Annotated in this window: 18 protein-coding genes; 4 read left to right on the forward strand and 14 right to left on the reverse strand. The window is 67.1% G+C overall.

All coding sequences use genetic code 11. The features are described 5' to 3' along the window. The 14 genes from ACFDTC_RS11485 to ACFDTC_RS11550 all read right to left on the reverse strand — a co-directional run. A partial coding sequence (locus tag ACFDTC_RS11485) for a hydantoinase/oxoprolinase family protein (protein WP_375259015.1) occupies positions 1-1,774 on the reverse strand: 1,774 nt, incomplete at its 3' end. Between the two features lie 125 nt (positions 1,775-1,899). Beyond that, on the reverse strand, positions 1,900-2,859 hold the full coding sequence (locus ACFDTC_RS11490) for a helix-turn-helix domain-containing protein (protein ID WP_375259016.1): 960 nt from the start codon (positions 2,857-2,859) through the stop codon (positions 1,900-1,902). Between the two features lie 134 nt (positions 2,860-2,993). Continuing rightward, positions 2,994-3,974 (reverse strand): asparaginase, encoded by a 981-nt coding sequence (locus tag ACFDTC_RS11495; protein ID WP_375259017.1) that lies wholly within the window; start codon positions 3,972-3,974, stop codon positions 2,994-2,996. A 30-nt stretch (positions 3,975-4,004) separates the two neighbouring features. Continuing rightward, on the reverse strand, positions 4,005-5,201 hold the full coding sequence (locus ACFDTC_RS11500) for a PotD/PotF family extracellular solute-binding protein (RefSeq protein WP_375259018.1): 1,197 nt from the start codon (positions 5,199-5,201) through the stop codon (positions 4,005-4,007). After that, on the reverse strand, positions 5,201-6,190 hold the full coding sequence (locus ACFDTC_RS11505) for a CobW family GTP-binding protein (protein WP_375259019.1): 990 nt from the start codon (positions 6,188-6,190) through the stop codon (positions 5,201-5,203). Before ACFDTC_RS11505 ends, ACFDTC_RS11500 begins: the two co-directional genes overlap by 1 nt. Beyond that, a complete protein-coding gene (locus tag ACFDTC_RS11510) occupies positions 6,187-6,444 on the reverse strand; it encodes a hypothetical protein (protein WP_375259020.1) in 258 nt (85 codons plus the stop codon). The genes ACFDTC_RS11505 and ACFDTC_RS11510 overlap by 4 nt, the downstream gene beginning before the upstream one ends. A gap of 126 nt (positions 6,445-6,570) precedes the next feature. Beyond that, positions 6,571-7,449 (reverse strand): polysaccharide deacetylase, encoded by an 879-nt coding sequence (locus tag ACFDTC_RS11515; RefSeq protein ID WP_375259021.1) that lies wholly within the window; start codon positions 7,447-7,449, stop codon positions 6,571-6,573. Positions 7,450-7,471: 22 nt separating this feature from the next. Then, positions 7,472-8,539: an ABC transporter ATP-binding protein gene (locus tag ACFDTC_RS11520; protein WP_375259022.1), complete on the reverse strand. Its 1,068-nt coding sequence runs from the start codon at positions 8,537-8,539 to the stop codon at positions 7,472-7,474. 70 nt (positions 8,540-8,609) lie between these two features. Further along, complete coding sequence (locus ACFDTC_RS11525) at positions 8,610-9,833, reverse strand: PotD/PotF family extracellular solute-binding protein (protein WP_375259023.1); 1,224 nt, start codon at positions 9,831-9,833, stop codon at positions 8,610-8,612. A gap of 30 nt (positions 9,834-9,863) precedes the next feature. Then, positions 9,864-10,616, reverse strand: a complete 753-nt coding sequence (locus ACFDTC_RS11530) for an SDR family NAD(P)-dependent oxidoreductase (protein ID WP_375259024.1) — start codon at positions 10,614-10,616, stop codon at positions 9,864-9,866. A gap of 8 nt (positions 10,617-10,624) precedes the next feature. Continuing rightward, positions 10,625-11,353: an SDR family NAD(P)-dependent oxidoreductase gene (locus ACFDTC_RS11535; protein ID WP_375259025.1), complete on the reverse strand. Its 729-nt coding sequence runs from the start codon at positions 11,351-11,353 to the stop codon at positions 10,625-10,627. After that, the gene (locus ACFDTC_RS11540) at positions 11,350-12,198 is read right to left on the reverse strand and encodes an ABC transporter permease (protein ID WP_375259026.1); all 849 of its coding nucleotides are present in this window, start codon (positions 12,196-12,198) and stop codon (positions 11,350-11,352) included. Before ACFDTC_RS11540 ends, ACFDTC_RS11535 begins: the two co-directional genes overlap by 4 nt. Before the next feature lie 2 nt (positions 12,199-12,200). Next, positions 12,201-13,112 (reverse strand): ABC transporter permease, encoded by a 912-nt coding sequence (locus ACFDTC_RS11545; RefSeq protein WP_375259027.1) that lies wholly within the window; start codon positions 13,110-13,112, stop codon positions 12,201-12,203. Then, the gene (locus tag ACFDTC_RS11550) at positions 13,112-14,182 is read right to left on the reverse strand and encodes an ABC transporter ATP-binding protein (RefSeq protein ID WP_375259028.1); all 1,071 of its coding nucleotides are present in this window, start codon (positions 14,180-14,182) and stop codon (positions 13,112-13,114) included. The genes ACFDTC_RS11545 and ACFDTC_RS11550 overlap by 1 nt, the downstream gene beginning before the upstream one ends. Before the next feature lie 287 nt (positions 14,183-14,469). Between ACFDTC_RS11550 and ACFDTC_RS11555 the strand changes: the two genes are divergently transcribed. The 4 genes from ACFDTC_RS11555 to ACFDTC_RS11570 form a co-directional block, all read left to right on the forward strand. Further along, entirely contained in the window at positions 14,470-15,468 is a 999-nt protein-coding gene (locus ACFDTC_RS11555; RefSeq protein ID WP_375259029.1) for a GntR family transcriptional regulator, read from the forward strand. 97 nt (positions 15,469-15,565) lie between these two features. Beyond that, entirely contained in the window at positions 15,566-15,883 is a 318-nt protein-coding gene (locus ACFDTC_RS11560; protein WP_375259030.1) for an ArsR/SmtB family transcription factor, read from the forward strand. A 51-nt stretch (positions 15,884-15,934) separates the two neighbouring features. Continuing rightward, positions 15,935-16,987 (forward strand): permease, encoded by a 1,053-nt coding sequence (locus tag ACFDTC_RS11565; RefSeq protein WP_375259031.1) that lies wholly within the window; start codon positions 15,935-15,937, stop codon positions 16,985-16,987. A gap of 43 nt (positions 16,988-17,030) precedes the next feature. Beyond that, positions 17,031-17,721: MFS transporter (locus ACFDTC_RS11570; RefSeq protein ID WP_375259032.1), on the forward strand; the 691-nt coding region annotated here is incomplete at its 3' end.

The following is a 17,721-nucleotide window of genomic DNA, read 5'->3' on the forward strand; positions in this document are numbered from 1 at the left end:
CGACCGCCTTGACCGCCACGCGGAACAGCGACACCGGCGCGTCCTTGCGCGAATAACTGTATTCGCGCGCGTGTTCCTCGTGGAACGCCTGCACCAGTTCGGCCGTGTCGACGATCTTCGACGGCACAGAAACCTCGAGCGAGCGCCACTGCCCCTGGTACATCATTTCGACCGTGCGCTGCAGCATCATGTCCTTCGGCTCGACACCTTCGCGGGCCAACTGGTCGCGCGCCTCTCCCTCGATGCGCTGGAACGCCGCCTCGATCTCGGCAGGGTCGGTGCCGTCGGCCGGGCGCATGAAGCTGTCGGAAAAGTCGTGCTGGATGTCGACCAGCAGGCAGCCCAGTGCCGAGGTGACGCCGGGGTTCGGCGGCACGATCACCGTCGGGATCGACAATTCACGCGCGACCGCGGCCCCGTGCAGCGCGCCCGCGCCGCCGAAGGCGCACAGGGCGAAGTCGCGCGGATCGTAGCCGCGCGAGATCGACAGCAGGCGCACGGCGTTTCCCATGTTAGCGTTGGCCACGCGCACGATCGCCTCGGCGGCCTCGTGCAGCTCCATGCCGAAAGGCTCGGCCACCGAGCGGCGCACGGCGTCCTCGGCCAGTTGCGGGTCCAGCGTGATCTTGCCGCCCGCCAGCGAGGTGCCGAGCCGCCCGAGCACCACGTTCGCGTCGGTGTTGGTCGCGATCTCGTTGCCGTTCCTGTAGCAGGCGGGCCCCGGATCGGCGCCGGCCGATTGCGGCCCGTTGCGCAGCGACCCGCCCTCGTCCCGCCAGGCCAGCGACCCGCCGCCCGCGCCGATGGTCAGCACCTCGATCGACGGGAAGCGGATCGGAAAGCCGTACTCGATGTACCAGTCCTTGGTGATGCGCGGCTCTCCCTGGTACGAGACCGACACGTCGGTCGACGTGCCGCCCATGTCGAAGCCGATCGTGTTCGGGTAGCCGCAGAGGTTGCCGATGAATCGACTGGCGATCGCACCCGCGGCAATGCCCGATCCGGCCAATCGCGCGGCGAAGTCGCGGACCGCCTTGGTCGTCATCACGCCGCCGCCGGTATGGAGCAGCAGCAGTTCGCGCGCATAGCCGCCATCGGCCAGCTTGTCCGACAGGCGCGCCACGTAATCGACCACCACGGGCGACACGACCGCGTTGGCCATGGTGGTCGAGAACCGCTCGTGCTCGAAAATTTCGGGCATGATCTGCGACGAGATCGAGACCGGAACGTCCGGCATGACCTCTTTCAGGATGTCGCGCATGCGCTGCTCGTTGGCGCCGTTCACGTAGGAGTTCATGAAGCACACGGCGATCGCCGCCACGCCGCGTTTCTTCAGGATGCCCGCCACGCGGTAGGCGTCGTCCTCGTCCAGCCCGATCAGGACCTCGCCCTCTGCGCTGACGCGTTCGCGCACGGTCAGGCGGTCGCGGCGCGGGATGTAGGGCTTGGCCACGTCCTTGTAGGTGTCCCAAAGGTCTTCCTTGTTGGCGCGCCGGATCTCGACCACGTCGCGAAAGCCCTCGGTGCAGACCATCGCCGCGCGCGGCAGGTTGCGGGTGATCAGCGCGTTGGTCGCCACGGTCGTCCCGTGCGAGAACATGGACACGTCCGGCAGGTCGATCCCCGCTTGGTCGATGCCGTTCATGATCGCGCGCATCGGGTCGTCCGGGGTCGAGGCGGTCTTCTCGATCCGGATCGCGCCGGTCGTCTCGTCCATGATGCAGATGTCTGTGAAGGTGCCCCCCACGTCGACGGCGACTCTGGTATTGGCCATGCTGGCGTCCTCTTTTGCATCGGGCAAAGCCTGCCCGCTCGCCGAAGCGATGCTTCGGCGGGAGTGTCGAACCTTGGTCTTGCGGTCTTTTCAGCGCCGTCGGGCCATGCCCGACGATGCGGCGGTCACGTGCGGAGGCGTCCTGCCTCCTTGCGGGTCTCTGTCGGCGTGCAGCCAAACCTCGCCTTGTAATGCTTGGAAAACTGCGCCTGGTCGGCGAAGCCCCAGCGATAGGCGATCTCGGCCACGGTCGCGGCATTGCCGGCGGCGCGCAGATCCTCGGAACAGCGCACCAGGCGGCGGTCGCGGATGTAGCCGTTCACGGACTGGCCCGTCTCGGTGAACAGCTGCTGAAGGTAGCGCAGCGAGATGCCGCAGGCGTCGGCCACCACGGCGGGCGACAGGTCGGGCGCTTTCAGATGCTCGCGGATGAACTGCTCGGCCCGATAAAGGTGCGCCGAGCGGATGGTCGAGGTGCTGCTGCCCAGCACGCGGCTGTCGTTCCGGATGGCCAGGCACAGCAGGTCCAGAAGGTGGTTGCCGGCGGCCTCGCGCGCGGCGTCGTCCAGCTGGGCGACATGCGACACCGCCATGCGCAGGCTGCTCAGGAAATAGCTCGCCACGCCCTCGCGGCCGTCGAAGGTCAGGCCGCCCAGCCGCTCGGCCGGGCCCACGCGCGCCCGAACGCTGGCCGAGGGCACCTTCAGCACCCATTGCACGTTGCGCCCGTCGTGCCAGTACTCGTAGGGCGCGTCGCTGCGTTCGACCAGGAAGCCGCCCGGCTTGCAAGACGTGCGGCGCTGGTTCTGCGAGAACTGCACCTCTTCGTTCTCGGGGATCGCGATCAGCAGCGAGCTTTCGGTCTCGTTCAGGAAATGGTGCCGCTTGCGACGGTAGAGAACCGCGTCGCACTGGATCCGCGACAGGCCGACGACGCCCAGCGACCAGCGGTCCATCGTGCCGTAGAAATTCGAGCGGTCCCGACAATCGGTCTCCAGCGGAAAATACGCCTCGGACACGACCTGCTGCCATGTCTCATCACCCTTGGGGGCCTGCGTATGCGCGCGGTTGAAGATGATCGTCACTCTCTCGGAAAGTCTGCCATGCGCCGGATAGTGCCACACCGCGCCGCGGTTTCTTGGTGATTAACGCATAAATCCTTGCCTTGGGCGCCGCGGGCGAAGTCCTGCCTGCCTGCGAGGCGGTTTTGGACCCGCGATCATGTGGCGTCCGCAAAGGCCGCGCGGATCGTCTGCTGGTCCGCACCGGCGCCGAGCAGGGCGGCCAGGAGAAGCCGCGCCTTGATCGGCGACAGCGCACCCGCGAAGATCACGCCCGCATCATCGAGCGTGCGGCCGCCGGAATCCTTGCCGTAGATCGGCATCGTGCGCCCCTCGGCACAGCGCGAGGCGACGACGACGGGGATGCCGCTGGCGGTCAGTCGCGCGATCCGGTCGGCGAAGCCCTTGGGGGCGTTGCCCCGGCCAAAGGCCGCCAGCACGATGCCGGTCTTGCCGGACGATGCGCAGTAATCGAGGTAGTCGGGCGTGCTGCCCAGCCCGAGCAGGATCAGCTCGACGCCCGCGTCGAGCCGTGGGGCCGTGATCGTCCGGCGCGCCATCGGGCGGCGGTAGAGGTGGACCGCTCCGCCATCGACCTCGCCCAGCTTGCCCAATCCGATCGACCGGAACGTGTCGACGCGCGAGGTGTGCGCCTTTGTCACTTCGCGCGCGGCGTGGATGTCGCCTTCGAACAAGATCACCGCACCCTGGCCACGCAGCCCTTCGGTGGCAGCGCAGCGGATGGCGTCGGCGATGTTGCGCGGCCCGTCCGTGTCAGGCGCACCGGCGTGGCGCTGCGCCCCGGTGAAGACCACAGGCTTGTCCGAGGTAACCAGCAGATCGGCGAGGTAGGCGCTTTCCTCCATCGTGTCGGTGCCGTGCGTGACCACGACTCCCGCGACATCGTCATCGGCGAGGCAGGCGTCGATGCGGGCGCACAGGCGATGCACCGTCTCGAGGTCGAGCGCGTAGCTGCCCACCGCCTCGAAATCCTCGACCCGCACGCCAATGCCCTCGGGCCGGTCGTGCAGAGTGTCCAGCAGCCGCGCGCCCGCGACGCCGGCATTGACCGGCCCGCCCGCGCGATCCGCGGTCGAGGCGATCGTGCCGCCAGTCGCGATCAGTGTCACCGTCTTCATGGCATCCCCCATCCGGGGCCGCCGCGGCAATCAGCCGGCGCGGCGGCGCGCGCGGCGTTCCGCCGCCAGTTCAATGATCTCGTTCCAGCGGCGCACGAGGAAATTGTGCTCGTCCATCGTGCTGTTCCAGACCGCGATGTGGTTCGAACGCGCCAGCCGCGATCCGCCCGACCGGACCTCGCCCGTGCGGATCGCGCAGTGGCCGTCGGGGTCGGGAAGATCGCAGGCGGCGGGCTTGCCCTCGTACCAGTAATCCCATTCCTCGGCGCTGAGATGTGTGCGCACCCGTTCCGGCACGGACATGTAGTAGCCCTGCCGCGCCAAACAGGCGCCGGCCCAGCCATCGAGGAACCAGTTCATCCAGGCATAGCCCATGTCCAGCCGCGAGCCGGAAAGGTGCTTGGACAGGCACAGCCCGCCGTGCCAGGCGCGGTAACCCTCGGCCGGGGAAGCTTGCCGTACGCGGATGCCGCGCGCCTTCATGCCCACGACCGCCGGCGACCAGATCGACGAGATCGACAGCTCGCCGCTGGCGAAGCGCTCGACCGGTTCGGACGCCCGGCGCCAAAACGGCGCGAGGTGGCCCGAGTTCACCAGATCAACCGCCTGGTGGTACATCTCGTCGATCTCGGCCACGGTCATGTTGCCGAGGTCCTGCACCTCCATCCGACCGGCGGCGACCAGCGCCATCGTCAGGTCGAAGGCGCCGATCGCGGGTTCGTCCACCAGCGCGACCCGACCATGCCAGCGTGGGTCGAGCAGTTCTGACCAGCTGACCACGTCGCGGTCCACGTCCAGCGCCGCATCTGCCTGATTGATCGCGAAACTGTCGAAATTGTAGACCGTCGGCAGCATCGAGATGTGCCGCCCCGGGTTCGCCGACAGCGTCGCGTCGGGCTGCACGAACAGCCGCGTCGCCGGCGCGTCGCCGAGCCCCCGCCCGGACGCCCCCGATCCGACCGAGCGAGCCAGGTCGCTCATCTCGCCCCAGGCCTCGATGCGGTCGATCTCGATCGGCTGGATCGCGCGCCAGTGCCAGACGATGTCCAGGTTGTGAAAGCACTGGTCGTAGACGTCGTAGCGATCCGGCTCCATCGCGGCGGTGCGTTGGGCGGTGACGAAGTCCTGCTCCATGAACTCGACCGGAAAACCGAGATCGGCCTCGGCGCGGTCCTTGAGCAGCCGCCAGGGCAGAATTTCGGTGCAGAGAATGCGCAGTGGTTCCATCAGGCCACTGCTCTCACTTCGTCCAGTTTCATGAAAGCGTAAAATGACCGGCGGATGCGGTCCGGATCGATCCCTTCGAGGATGAAGACCATGCGCGAAACGCGCGGCCCCTCGGGCCAGTGCGTCATGTGCACCGGGGCGTGCACCAGATGCTGCACGCCGTGAACCGCCACGGGTCGATCCTCGCCCGCGATGGCGAGGATCCCCTTGAAGCGAAAGATGCGGTCGCCATAGCGGTGCAGCAGCAGCGTCAGCCAGATGCCGAAATCGGTCCAGTCGACGCTTTGCTCGACGGTCAGCGAGAACGTGACGACGCCCAGGTCCTCGTTCACGTCGTGGTGGTGATGATGGTGGTGGTGCGCGCGCGTCTCCGCGACATCCTCGGGCGGCAGGGCTGGATCGAGCCGCGCGATGATGGCGCGCGTCTCGTCCGCGCCGGTCACGACGGGCGCGGTGGGGTTGATGCGCGACAGGGTCGCCCGCAGGGCGGTGATGTCGGCGACCTCGACGAGGTCGGTCTTGGTCAGGATGATCCGGTCGGCTGCCGCGATCTGGCGTACCGCCTCGGCCCGATGCTCGACCTGGCGGGCGGCGTTGACTGCGTCGACGGTGGTCAGCACGCCGTCGTTCTCGAAATGGCTGCGCAGCACCGGGTGCGCGCGCAGCGTCTGCAGAACGGGATAAGGATCGGCCAGGCCCGTCGTCTCGATCACGACGCGGTCGAAGTCGATCTCGCCGCGGGTGCGCAGGCTGTCGAGGTTCATCAGCGCGTCGGCCACTTCGCCGCGGACGGTGCAGCAGATGCAGCCGGACTTCATCAGGACCACGTTGTCGTCGATCCGGTCCAGCAGGTGATGGTCCAGTCCAACCTCGCCGAACTCGTTGATCAGCACGGCGGCGCGCGCCATCGCGGGATCGGTCAGCAGGCGCTGCAGCAGCGTGGTCTTGCCAGACCCCAGGAAACCGGTCAGCAGGGTGACGCCGATCATTGTTTCTGCGCCCAGTCGATCAGCGCTTCGTCCAGCGGGTCGATCTCGCGGCCGCACAGCGCCTCGGCCTCGGGCCAGAGATGCGAGAAGGATTCGAAGACGGTCGACGCGCCGGTGGCGTTCGAGACCACGAAGGACGTGCCCTGCCATTCCGCCAGCTTGATCCGGCGGAAGGACAGGACCCGGTTGGCCGCGGCCACGCGCCTTGCGCCCTCGGACCGCCGCGAATGGCGATCGGTGTTGCGGGTGAACACGCCGGGGCGATCAACCGAATGCGTCCAGTGATCGTCACATCCGAGAATTCCGCAAAGCGAGCACATGAGGGGCCTTTCGTGTTGTGGCGGGCCGCCCCCGGCTGGGAAGCGGCCCTTCGGCAGAGGTTACTTGCGCGGGAAGCGCCGGTCGTAATCGTCGGCCATCTCGTTCATCGTCAGGAAGCGGACGCCTTCGTGCGCCTTCATGTGCGCGATCAGCCGTTCCAGCATCATCAGCACCTGCGGGCGGCCGGACACGTCGGGGTGGATCGTGATCGGGAAGACCGCGTAATCCATGTTCCGATACACCCAGTCGAACTGGTCGCGCCACATCTGCTCGATGTCGCGGGGGTTCACGAAGCCATGGCTGTTGGGCGATTTCTTGATGAACATCATCGGCGGAAGGTCGTCGAGATACCAGTTCGCCGGGATCTCGATCAGGTCGGTCTCCTCGCCGCGCACCAGCGGCTTCATCCACTCCTCGGGCTTGGCCGAGTAGTCGATCTTGGTCCACTTGTCGCCGACGCGCACGCGGTAGGGCGTGAAGTCGTTGTGCATCAGCGAGTGGTCGTACTTGATGCCCTTCTTCAGCAGCAGCTCGTTGGTGACGTTGGAGAATTCCCACCACGGCGCCACGTAGCCGGTCGGCCGCTTGCCCGAGATCTCGGTGATCAGCTCGATCCCCTTGTCCAGCACGGCCTCTTCCTGCTCGGCCGTCATGGCGATCGGGTTCTCGTGGCTGTAGCCGTGGATGCCGATCTCGTGGCCGCGCTTGGCGACGTCGCGCATCTGCTCGGGGAAGGTCTCGGCCGAATGGCCGGGGATGAACCAGGTCGTCGTCAGCCCCTGCTGGTCGAACAGGTCGAGCAGGCGGGGCGAGCCGACCTCGCCCGCGAACATCCCGCGCGAGATGTCGTCGGGGCTGTCCTCGCCGCCGTAAGAGCCGAGCCAGCCGGCGACCGCGTCGACGTCGATGCCGAAGCCGACCTGAATATCCTTAGCCATGGTTGTAGTCTCCCTCTTTCCGTTACTGGTGAATCAACGTGACCGATGCGGGGTCGACCCCCAGCGTCACGGCCGAGCCTGACGACAGGCTTTCGGCCTCGGGCGAGCCGGAATGCGTCTCGACGTCGATCTCGCGGCCGTCGCTGAGGCGCACACGCAGGAAGCCGATCGAGCCCACAAGCTGCTTGGCGGTCACGGTGCCGGGCAGCGCGATCTCTCCGGGCGTGTGGCGCAGGCCCAGGCGGAAGGATTCCGCCGGGATCACGGCGGTGTCGGCGCCGGTTCCGCCGACGCCCGCGATGGGCCCGTAGGGCGTCTCGATCTGCTGCAGCCCGCCGTCGAGCGCGGGGCCCGGCTTGCCCCGGATGATGGTGTTCGAGCCGATGAACTCGGCCACGAAGGGCGTGGCGGGACGGGTGTACAGCTCTTTCGGGGCGGATATCTGCTCGACCACGCCGTTCGACATGACGACCACGCGGTCCGACAGGCCCAGCGCCTCGGACTGCGCATGGGTGACGAAGACGAAGGTGATCCCGAGATCGCGCTGCAGCAGCTTAAGCTCGTTCTGGATGATCCGCCGCAGGCTGGCGTCCAGCGCGCCCAGCGGCTCGTCCAGCAGCAGGATCTCGGGCTCGACCACAAGGCCGCGCGCCAGCGCGATCCGCTGCTTCTGGCCGCCCGACAGCCGGTCGGCCTTGCGGTCGGCGAATTCGTTGAGGTTGAGCATCTCGAGGATGCGGTCGACCTTGTTGTTCTTCTCGGCCCTGGGCATCTTCTTGACGTCGAGGCCGAAGGCGATGTTCTGGCGCACGGTCATGTGCGGAAACAACGCGTAGTTCTGGAAGATCATCGAGGTCGGGCGCTTCTCGGGCGGCGTGTGCGACACGTTCCGGCCCTTGATCAGGATCTCGCCGTTGGTGATGTCCTCGAACCCCGCGATCATGCGAAGCGTCGTGGATTTGCCGCACCCGGACGGGCCGAGGAACGCCACGAATTCCCCCTTCTCGACCTTCAGGTCGAAATCGGACACCGCGACGGTCCCGTCGGGATAGGTCTTGCCGACCGAAACGAGTTCAAGATCGTACTGCATCGTCACCGTGCCTCGGAACGTTGGGGGCCATGCGGTGGGCGCGCGGTCTGGCCGCGCGCCCGGTCGTCGATCAGGCGTTCAGGAACTCGTCCCAGCGGCGGATCAGGTGGTCGTACTCGTCCGGCCACTGGTGCCAGTAGGCGACGTTCGAGGCGCGCTCTTCGAGCGAGCCGCCGTCGCGCAGATCGCCCGGCACGATGCCGCGCTCGGCCGGGGCATCCCACGGCTGGCCCTCGTACCAGAAGGCATAGGCCATGGGGTCCATCGCGTTCTTGATGTTGGTCGAGGGCGAGTAGTAGCCCTGCTCGGTCACGGTGATGCCCGGCTCACCCGAGAGCCAGAAGTTGGCGTAGGCGATCACGGCCTCGCGGTTCGGCGTGCCCTTCAGCATCGACGGCCCGATCGACCAGGCGCGGTAGCCTTCGCGCGGCCGCGCGTACTTGGCGGGCTTGCCCTGCGCTTTCACCGCCATCACGGCCGGCTGCCATGCGTCGCAGACCACCATCTCGCCCGAGGCCATCAGGTTCACCAGCTCGCCGAAGTCACCCCACAGGGCGCGGAACTGGCCGTCCTTCTTCTTGGCGATCAGGAACTTCGTGGCTTCGTCGATTTCCTCGACGTTGGGGTTGCCGGGGTTCGGGACCTCGAGCATGCCCAGCGTGTTCATCGCCAGGATCGCCTGGCCGAACGCGATCAGCGGGTCGACGTTCAGGCCCGACTTGCCGCGCCACTTCTCGTCGAAGATGGCGGTCCAAGTGTTGGCTTCCTCGTCCGACAGCACCTCGGGGTTGTAGCCGATCGAGTCGTAGTTGTAGACGGCCGGGACCATGTACAGTTCGGTCTGCGCTTCGTCCGCCCAGATCTGGCCGACGATCTGAGAGCGGGTTTCCCACTTCGGATCTGGCGTGGTGAAGGTGTCGCGGATGTTGGCCCAGTTCGGCACTTCCGAGACCGGGATCGGCTCGACGTTGTCGGTGGCGATCAGCGCGGGCAGACGCTCGGCGATGATCTCCCACGTGTCGAAATCGGACGAGCCCGACAGGATGCGCGTCTGCGAATCCGGGAAGGTCGCGGGCGTGCCCGAGACCGAACCGACGCCGCTCGACTGCTGGAACATCTCGAGGATGCGGTCCTGAACGGTGGTCGACAGGCCGGTCGTGCGCAGCGCCTGGTTGCCCAGTTCCTGCGCGCGGGCCCAGCTGGCCCACGGATGGATCCCGGTGCCGAGGGCGGCGGCGCCAAGCGCGGCGCTGCCCTTCATGAAGGTACGACGGTTCGGTGTTTTCATGGTCATGTTCCCTGCTTTTGATTGGTTTTCTAGACTTCAGTAGCGGCCCGGTAGCAGGCCGCCATCGACCGTCACGACCTGCCCCGTCAGGTAGGACGCGTCGGCGGATGCCAGGAAGCCGATGACGCTGGCGATCTCTTCCGGCTCGCCCAGACGGTTCATCGGGATGTAGGGAGACGCGATTTCCGCAGCGTTCGGACCGAGGCTGTTCTGCTCGCTCAGAAGCTGCGCGGTGCGGATGTATCCCGGCGCCACGCCGTTCACGCGGATGCCACGGCGGGCGATCTCGACCGCGAGGCCGCGCACCAGGCCCACCACGCCGGACTTCGCCGCGGAATAATGGACGTGCTCGTCCCAGCCATAGGCCACGCCCATGATCGAGCTGAGGCACACTATCGCGCCGCCGTCCTTCATCACCGGCAGCGCCGGTCGGATCACCCGCAGCATGCCCTTGAGGTCGATGTCGAAGGTCAGGTCCCACTTCTCGTCCGTCATCTCGGACATCGGCACGCGGTGCGCGATCCCGGCATTGGCGACGATCACGTCGATCCGGCCGTGGCGCGCGGCGACGTCCGCGACCAGCGCGTCGGCGGCGGCCGTGTCGCGCACGTCGAGCGGCATGAACTCGGCGCTGCCGCCGGCCTTGGCGATCTCGTCCGCGACCGCCGCGCCCTCGTCGGTAAGCACGTCCGTGACGACCACGTGGTCGCCCATCGCGCCGAAGCGCAGCGAAGTCGCCCGGCCGATGCCGATTCCGGCACCGGTCACGATGACCACTCTCTTGTCCATGTCATCCCTCACAGCATCACGTCTCCGGAATTCGGCCCCAGCGTCTGGCCGACGAACAGCGCGGCGTCGTCCGAGCACAGGAAGCTGACGACGCCGCCGATCTCGGCGGGCTCTCCGAAGCGGCCCAGCGGCAGTTCGGCCTTCTTGGCGGTCTTCCAATCCTCGGACAGCGCGGCGACCAGCGGCGTGTTGACCGGCCCCGGCGCAACCGCATTGACGCGCACGCCCTTGGTCGAGACTTCGCGCGCCAGCGACTTGGTCATGCCGATGATGGCAGCCTTGGCCCCGGCATAATGCGCCAGCTCGACGCCGCCGATCTGCCCAAGCTGAGAGGCGATGTTGACGATATGCCCCTGCCCCGCCTCGATCATGGCCGGCAGGCAGGCGCGGGTCATCAGGTACGTGCCGCGCACGTGCACCGCGAAGATGCGGTCGAAATCGGCGGGCTCGATCTCGAGGAACGGCGCCTGGTGGCCGAAGCCCGCGTTGTTCACCAGGATTTCGGGCACGCCAAGATCCGCGCGCACGGCCTGCATCATCGCGTCGACGGCCGCGTCGTCGCTGACATCGGCTGCGTAAGCATGTGCCTGCCCGCCCGCGTCGCGGATGCCGGCGGCGACCGTCTCGGCGGCCTTTAGATGCAAGTCGTTGACCGCCACCCGGTGACCGTCGCGCGCCAGCCGTTCGGCGATGGCCGCCCCGATGCCCGAACCAGCGCCTGTGACCAGCGCGATCATGCCGCCTCCTCCTGCCCGCCGAAGCGGCTTTTGGCGCGGGCGGTGAAGCGCTTCATCAGCAGGCCGTAGATGACCAGAAGCGTGAAGCTGAACAGCGTCGTCAGCACCCCGAAGGCGAAGATGTTGGGATAGATTTCGACCGAGAACGTCCCGTAGATCGACAGCGGCAGCGTCAGCTCGGCCCCGGCGGTGAACAGCGTGCGCGAGAATTCGTCGTAGCTGAGCGTGAAGCTGAACAGCATCGACGAGAGCACGCCCGGGAAGATCAGCGGGAAGGTCACACGCCGGAACGTCTGCGCCGGGCTGACTCCCAGCGAGAGCGAGGCTTCCTCGACCGAGCGGTCGAAGCGGTTGAAGATCGCCAACATCACGAGGAAGGCGAAGGGGAAGGTGTAGACGACGTGCAGCACGAACGACGTGCTCCACCACGCGCGGCCGATGTCGAGGAAGTTCGACAGCAGCGCCACGCCCAGGCCCACCAGCACGCCGGGCACCATCATGCCGAGGATGATCAGGTAGAAGACCGGGCCCGAGCCCTTGAAGCGGGTGCGGAACGCCTCGGCGCTCATGGTGCCCAGCGTGACCGACACGACCGTGGTCATAAACGCCAGCACCAGCGAACGGATCAGGCTTTCGCCGACGGGCAGCTGCGAGACGCGCGATGTCTCGGCGAGGCCCAGCAGGTGCCGGTACCAGTAGATCGACCATTCCTGCACGGGGAACTGGGGGCCGCCGCCCTGGCTCTGGAAGCTGAGGATCGCCAGCACGATCATCGGACCGTACAGGAACAGCAGGAAAAGCCCGGCATAGACCGCAAGGGCGGGGCGCAGAAGACCGACTTGCATGATCACATTTCCTTCCGAAGGTCGACGACGCGCAGCGCCAGCGTGATGACTGCCGTGATGATCACCGTCAGCACCACGCCTGCGACGGCGGCGAAGGCCCATTTCAGCGACCCGACCTGGCTGACGATGATGTTGCCAAGCAGGTTCACCTTGCGGCCCGAAAGCGAGGCGGCGGTGGCGAATTCGCCCAGCACCATGACCGACACGAAGATCGTGCCGACGATCACGCCGGGCAGCGACAGGGGCAGGACGATGCGCCAGAAGATCGTGCCGAACGAAGCGCCCAGATCGCGCGCCGCCTCGATCACGGACTCGTCGATGCGGGCGATCATGAAGGTGATCGGCCCGACCATGAACACGCAGTAGATCTGCGTCATGCCGACATAGACCGAGAATTCAGAGAACAGCAGGAAGGTCAGTGGCTGGTCGATCAGGCCGAGCTTCGTCAGGATGATGTTGATCGCGCCCTCGGTGCCCAGCATCGGGCGCCAGGCGATCACGCGGATCAGGAACGACGTCCAGAACGGGATCACGCAGGCGACCAGCAGCGCGGTCTGCAGCGTCTGGTTCTTGACGAAAAGACCGATGAACAACGCCACCGGGTAGCCGATCACGATGGTCGCGACCAGCACGATGATCCAGGCCTTGAGCGTCGTCCAGATCGCCGCGAGATATGTCGACGAGCTCATGAACTGTTCCCAGCTGTCGGTCGTCAGCGTGGGTTCGATGGCAAAGGTGGTCTGCGTCCAGAACGAGACGTAGATGACCATGCAAAGCGGCAGCAGCATGAACAAGACCATCCACAGCACACCGGGGCTGAGCAGCAGCAGAGCGCGACGGCGATCGCGGGCCTCGCGCGCGACGGCGGGGCTGGTCTGTTTGTTGGCCGGCGCGTCGGTCGTCATCGTGGCCATCAGGCGGCTCCCTTGAACAGGACCGCCGCTTCGGGCGGGAAGTGCAGGGCGTAGGTGCGCCCCTCTTTCAGGGCGGGGAGACGAGGATCGCTGAGGTGGTCCAGCACCTGGATCAGCGAGCCGTCCGGAGTGCGGAAGAACGACAGGGTCGTGGGGCCGTTGAACTCGCCGGTCAGGTAGACGGCCTCGAAATGATCGTGGGCCTCGGGCACCTCGGCCGGGTCGCAGACGTCGATCCGGTCGAACCGCACGCCCAGCTGCGCCGGCGTCCGGTCGGCCACCGGCTCGTTGATCGGCAGCAGGCCCACCGAGGTGCGCAACCCGCCGCCCTCGACGACGCCGGGCAGGATGTTCCAGGCATTCAGGTGATGCGCGGCCGCCGGATTCGACGGCTGCGTGAACAGGGTGCGGGCGCTGTCGACTTGGGCAATCTTGCCGTCGGCGAGGACCGCGACGGTGTCGCCCATGGTCAGCGCCTCGGTCTCGGAGCCGGTCACGTGCAGGAAGCTGACCTTCAGCCGTTCGCGGATTGCCCGAAGCTCGTCGCACATCCGGGCGCGCAGGTTGGCGTCGAGCGCGCCAAGCGGCTCGTCCAGCAGCACGACGCGCGGCTCGGTCACCAGCGTGCGCGCCAAAGCGACGCGCTGACGTTGTCCACCCGAAATCTCGCCGACGCCGCGATGGCCGAAGTCCGCGAGGCCCACGAGGTCGAGCGCGTTTTGCGTGCGCTCGCGGATCTCGGCTTCGTTCTCTATGCGCCCGGTCTCGCGGTAGCGCAGTCCGAAGGCCACGTTCTCGGCGACCGAGAGGTGCGGGAACAGCGCGAAGTTCTGGAACACGAACCCGATGTCGCGGCGGTGCGGCGGTACGCCGTCGAGGCGGTCGCCGTTCAGGAGGACCTGCCCCTCGTTCGGCTCTTCGTAGCCCGCGATCAGCCGCAGAAGCGTGGTCTTTCCGGACCCCGACGCGCCGAGAAGCGACAGGTATGTGTCGTCCGGAACGGTCAAGTCCAGGCCGTCGAGAGCCACGACGTTCCCGTATCGCCTGGTGACGCCAACGAGCTTCAGCACACCGATCATCCTTTTGTCTGACCTGCGTACACAAACATCGCTTTCCGAATCGAGCAAGAAAAAAATGGTCTCGGTATGCAAAGCGCAAAAAAGTTGTTCAAACGCGCTCTGCTTGTAGATTTTTGCACAGCAATCCGGCAGCTTACCAACGGCGAGCCGACACACGCGCCGAAAAGCCGAAGCCGAAAAATGATTTTCTGTATACCACAACCTTTCGTTGCACGCGCATTAATCGTTCGATAACAGTTGCTTGCCAACCGTTCCGGACGCAGGAGATCGGAAAAGAGATGCCCCAGAAGGCGAACGCCACCCTCGCGCCGGACCCTCAGCCGGCGACCCTGTTCGAGGTCGCGGCCGACCTTCTGCGCACCAACATCTCGGACGGAAAGCTGGCGCCCGGGGTCGTGCTGCAGGAAAGCGCGCTGGCCGAGCGGCTGTCGATGTCACGCGCCACGATCAAGCGGGCGCTTTCGCTGCTGTCCGACGAGGGGCTGGTGCAGAAGTTCTCGGGGCGCGGCTACCTTGTGACCGGCGGCGACGAAACACCGCTGCGCCTCGACCTGCGCACGCTCGACCTGGACCTAGACGCGCTTGACGACACGGTGGGCAAGCCGAACTGGCTGCGGATCCACAACGCGGTCGAGCAGGAGCTGTCGCGCTGCCTGGTCTTTGGCCGCTACCGCGTGGTCGAGGCCCTCGTCGCACAGGAATTTGACGTCAGCCGGACGGTCGTGCGCGACGTGCTCTCGCGCCTGCAGGAACGCGGGCTGGTCCAGAAAAGCGCCAATTCCCGCTGGGTGGTCGAGCCGCTGACCGCGCAGCGGATCAAGGACAAGTTCGAGCTGCGCATGGTACTCGAGGTGGCGGCGCTGAATTCGGCCCGGCCTTCGACCGAGGCACTGACGACCCTCGCCGACGACATCCGCGCCCTGCCCGGGGACCGGCCGATCACCGCGCAGACGTGGTTCGACCTCGACCAGCGCTTCCTGGAGCTGGCGATCCTGTCCACCCCCAACCGCGAGCTTGCGACCTATATCGGCGGCAACCGCAGCGGGCTGTGGGCACTGCACAGCGTCCTGTTCTCGCTCGGCCTACCGCCCGACCGGCAATCGCTGATGGAGTTGTTCATGGTCATCGACCTGCTCCGCTCGGGGACGACCACGGCCGCGGCGGGCATGCTGTCGACGCATCTCAGGAACTCGCTGCACCGGACGATCTCTCAGCTGAAGATCGTGTCAGTCATCGACCCGCCGAAGGATTTCGCGCCCTACCTGATCCCGACCTGAGCGGGGCGCCGGCAACGGGCGCGCGTTGCATCATGGGCCGCTACAGCGGCGTGCGGAATCACTTTACAAAACCGGTTTTTTGGTTTCTTTTGGCGCCATGACCACGCACAGCCCCAACGCCCGCGCGCTCGCCGCCCTCGGCCACGACACCCGCCTGTCGATCTTCCGCCTGCTGGTGCGGGCGGGGGACGCGGGCCTGCGCGTCAGCGATATCGGGGAGCACCTAGGCATGGCCCCTTCGACCCTGGCACATCACCTCTCGACGCTCGTCGGCGCGGGGCTGGTGATCCAGGACAAGCAGGGGCGCGAGGTCTTCAACCGCGTCGACTTTCCCGCGATGAACGACCTTCTGGGGTTCCTGACCTCGGAATGCTGTACCGGCGTCACCGTCCGCGCGGCCCAGGGCACCGCATGAACCCGCGCGCGCTTTCAGGCGCAAAGAAACCACAAAGCCAGAGATTTGGTGATGACTGACTCGACGATTGCAGCCCCCGGCCCGCGCGCGGCGCTGCGCCACCTGTGGCAGAAACAGCGGGTCTGGGTGGTCTCGGCGCTGATTCTTGCGTCACTTGCGGTGTTCGACCCTTCGCAGGCGGCAGACAGCACGCGTTTCGCCGCCGCGGCGCTGCTGAACACCGCACCGTTCCTGATCCTGTCGATCGCGATCGCCGCCTGGGCGGGCGCGACCGGGGCCGACAACCTCATCGCGCGCGCCTTTACCGGCGCCCCATTGCTGATGATCGGGCTGGGGGCACTGGCGGGCGGCGTCTCACCGTTCTGCTCGTGCGGGGTCATCCCGCTGATCGCGGCGTTGCTGGCGATGGGCGTGCCGCTGTCGGCGGTGATGGCCTTCTGGCTGGCGTCGCCGATCATGGACCCGTCGATGTTCGTGCTGACCGCAGGCCTGCTCGGCGTCGGGTTCGCGGTCGCCAAGACGGTCGCGGCGATCGGCCTGGGCGTCTTCGGCGGGGTCGTGGTGCAACTGATGATGCGCGGCGGCGCCTTCGCCGATCCCCTGCGCGACGGGATCGGCAACGGCGGATGCGGCGGCGCGAAGATCCGCGCGCCGAAGCCCGTCGTCTGGCGGTTCTGGAGCGACCCCGCCCGCCGCGCGACCTTTGCCGCCACCGCCCTGAGCACGACGCTGTTCCTGGCGCGGTGGCTTACGCTGGCCTTCATCCTCGAAAGCCTGATGTTGGCGTGGATCCCGGTCGAGACCGTGACCGCGGCCCTGGGCGGCGACGGAGTGATGCCGATCGTGACCGCGACACTCGTCGGAGTGCCGGCCTACCTGAACGGCTACGCGGCGCTGCCCCTGGTGGGCGGGCTGATCGAGCAGGGCATGGCGCCCGGGGCCGGCATGGCCTTCCTCGTCGCGGGCGGCGTGACTTCGGTTCCCGCGGCGATGGCGGTGTGGGCGCTGGCCCGGCCGCAGGTCTTCGCCATCTACATCGCGCTGTCGCTGGCCGGCGCCTTCGCCTCGGGGCTGCTGTTCCAGCTCTGGATGTCCTTGGCGTGAGCGTTCACAAGAGGCGTAAAGACGGCGAGTCCGAAACGCGATCATGAGTCCGAGTATCCCCGCCCGGCGGCGCGGCGCGGTCGTCGCCGCGCTCGGCACCTCGCTCACAGTCAGCTGGGCCTCAAGCTACTATATCCCAGCCGTCCTTGCCGTTCCGATGGCCGAGGATCTCGGTCTGGCACCGGTCTGGGTATTCGGCGCGTTCTCGATGGCGATGGTGGTCTCGGCGCTGGTCGGCCCGTGGGCGGGGGCGCGGATCGACGGCGCGGGCGGGCGCGGCGTGCTGATCCTGTCGAACCTGATCTTCGCCGCGGGCCTCGCGCTGCTGGCCGTGGCGCCGTCGCCGGCGATCCTGTTCGCCGGGTGGGCGATCATCGGGCTCGGCATGGGCATCGGTCTCTACGAGGCGGGCTTTGCAACGCTCACGGGCATATACGGGAAAGAGGCACGCGGGCCGATCACCGGCATCACCCTGATCGCCGGTTTCGCCAGCACGGTCGGCTGGCCGCTGTCCGGCCTGATGCTGGCGACCTGGGGCTGGCGCGAGGCCTGCCTCGGCTGGGCGCTGATCCACCTTTGCCTGGCGCTGCCGCTCAACGCCTGCCTGCCGAGAGGCACCGCGACGGCGGACGGGCCGCGCGCCCCGGCAGAGGACGGACCGCCGCCGTCGCGCACTGCAATGTGGCTCTTGGCCTTCGTCTTCGCCGCGACCTGGTTCAACTCGACCGCCATGG

This window comes from Citreimonas sp. (assembly GCF_042096055.1).
Taxonomy (GTDB): domain Bacteria; phylum Pseudomonadota; class Alphaproteobacteria; order Rhodobacterales; family Rhodobacteraceae; genus Citreimonas.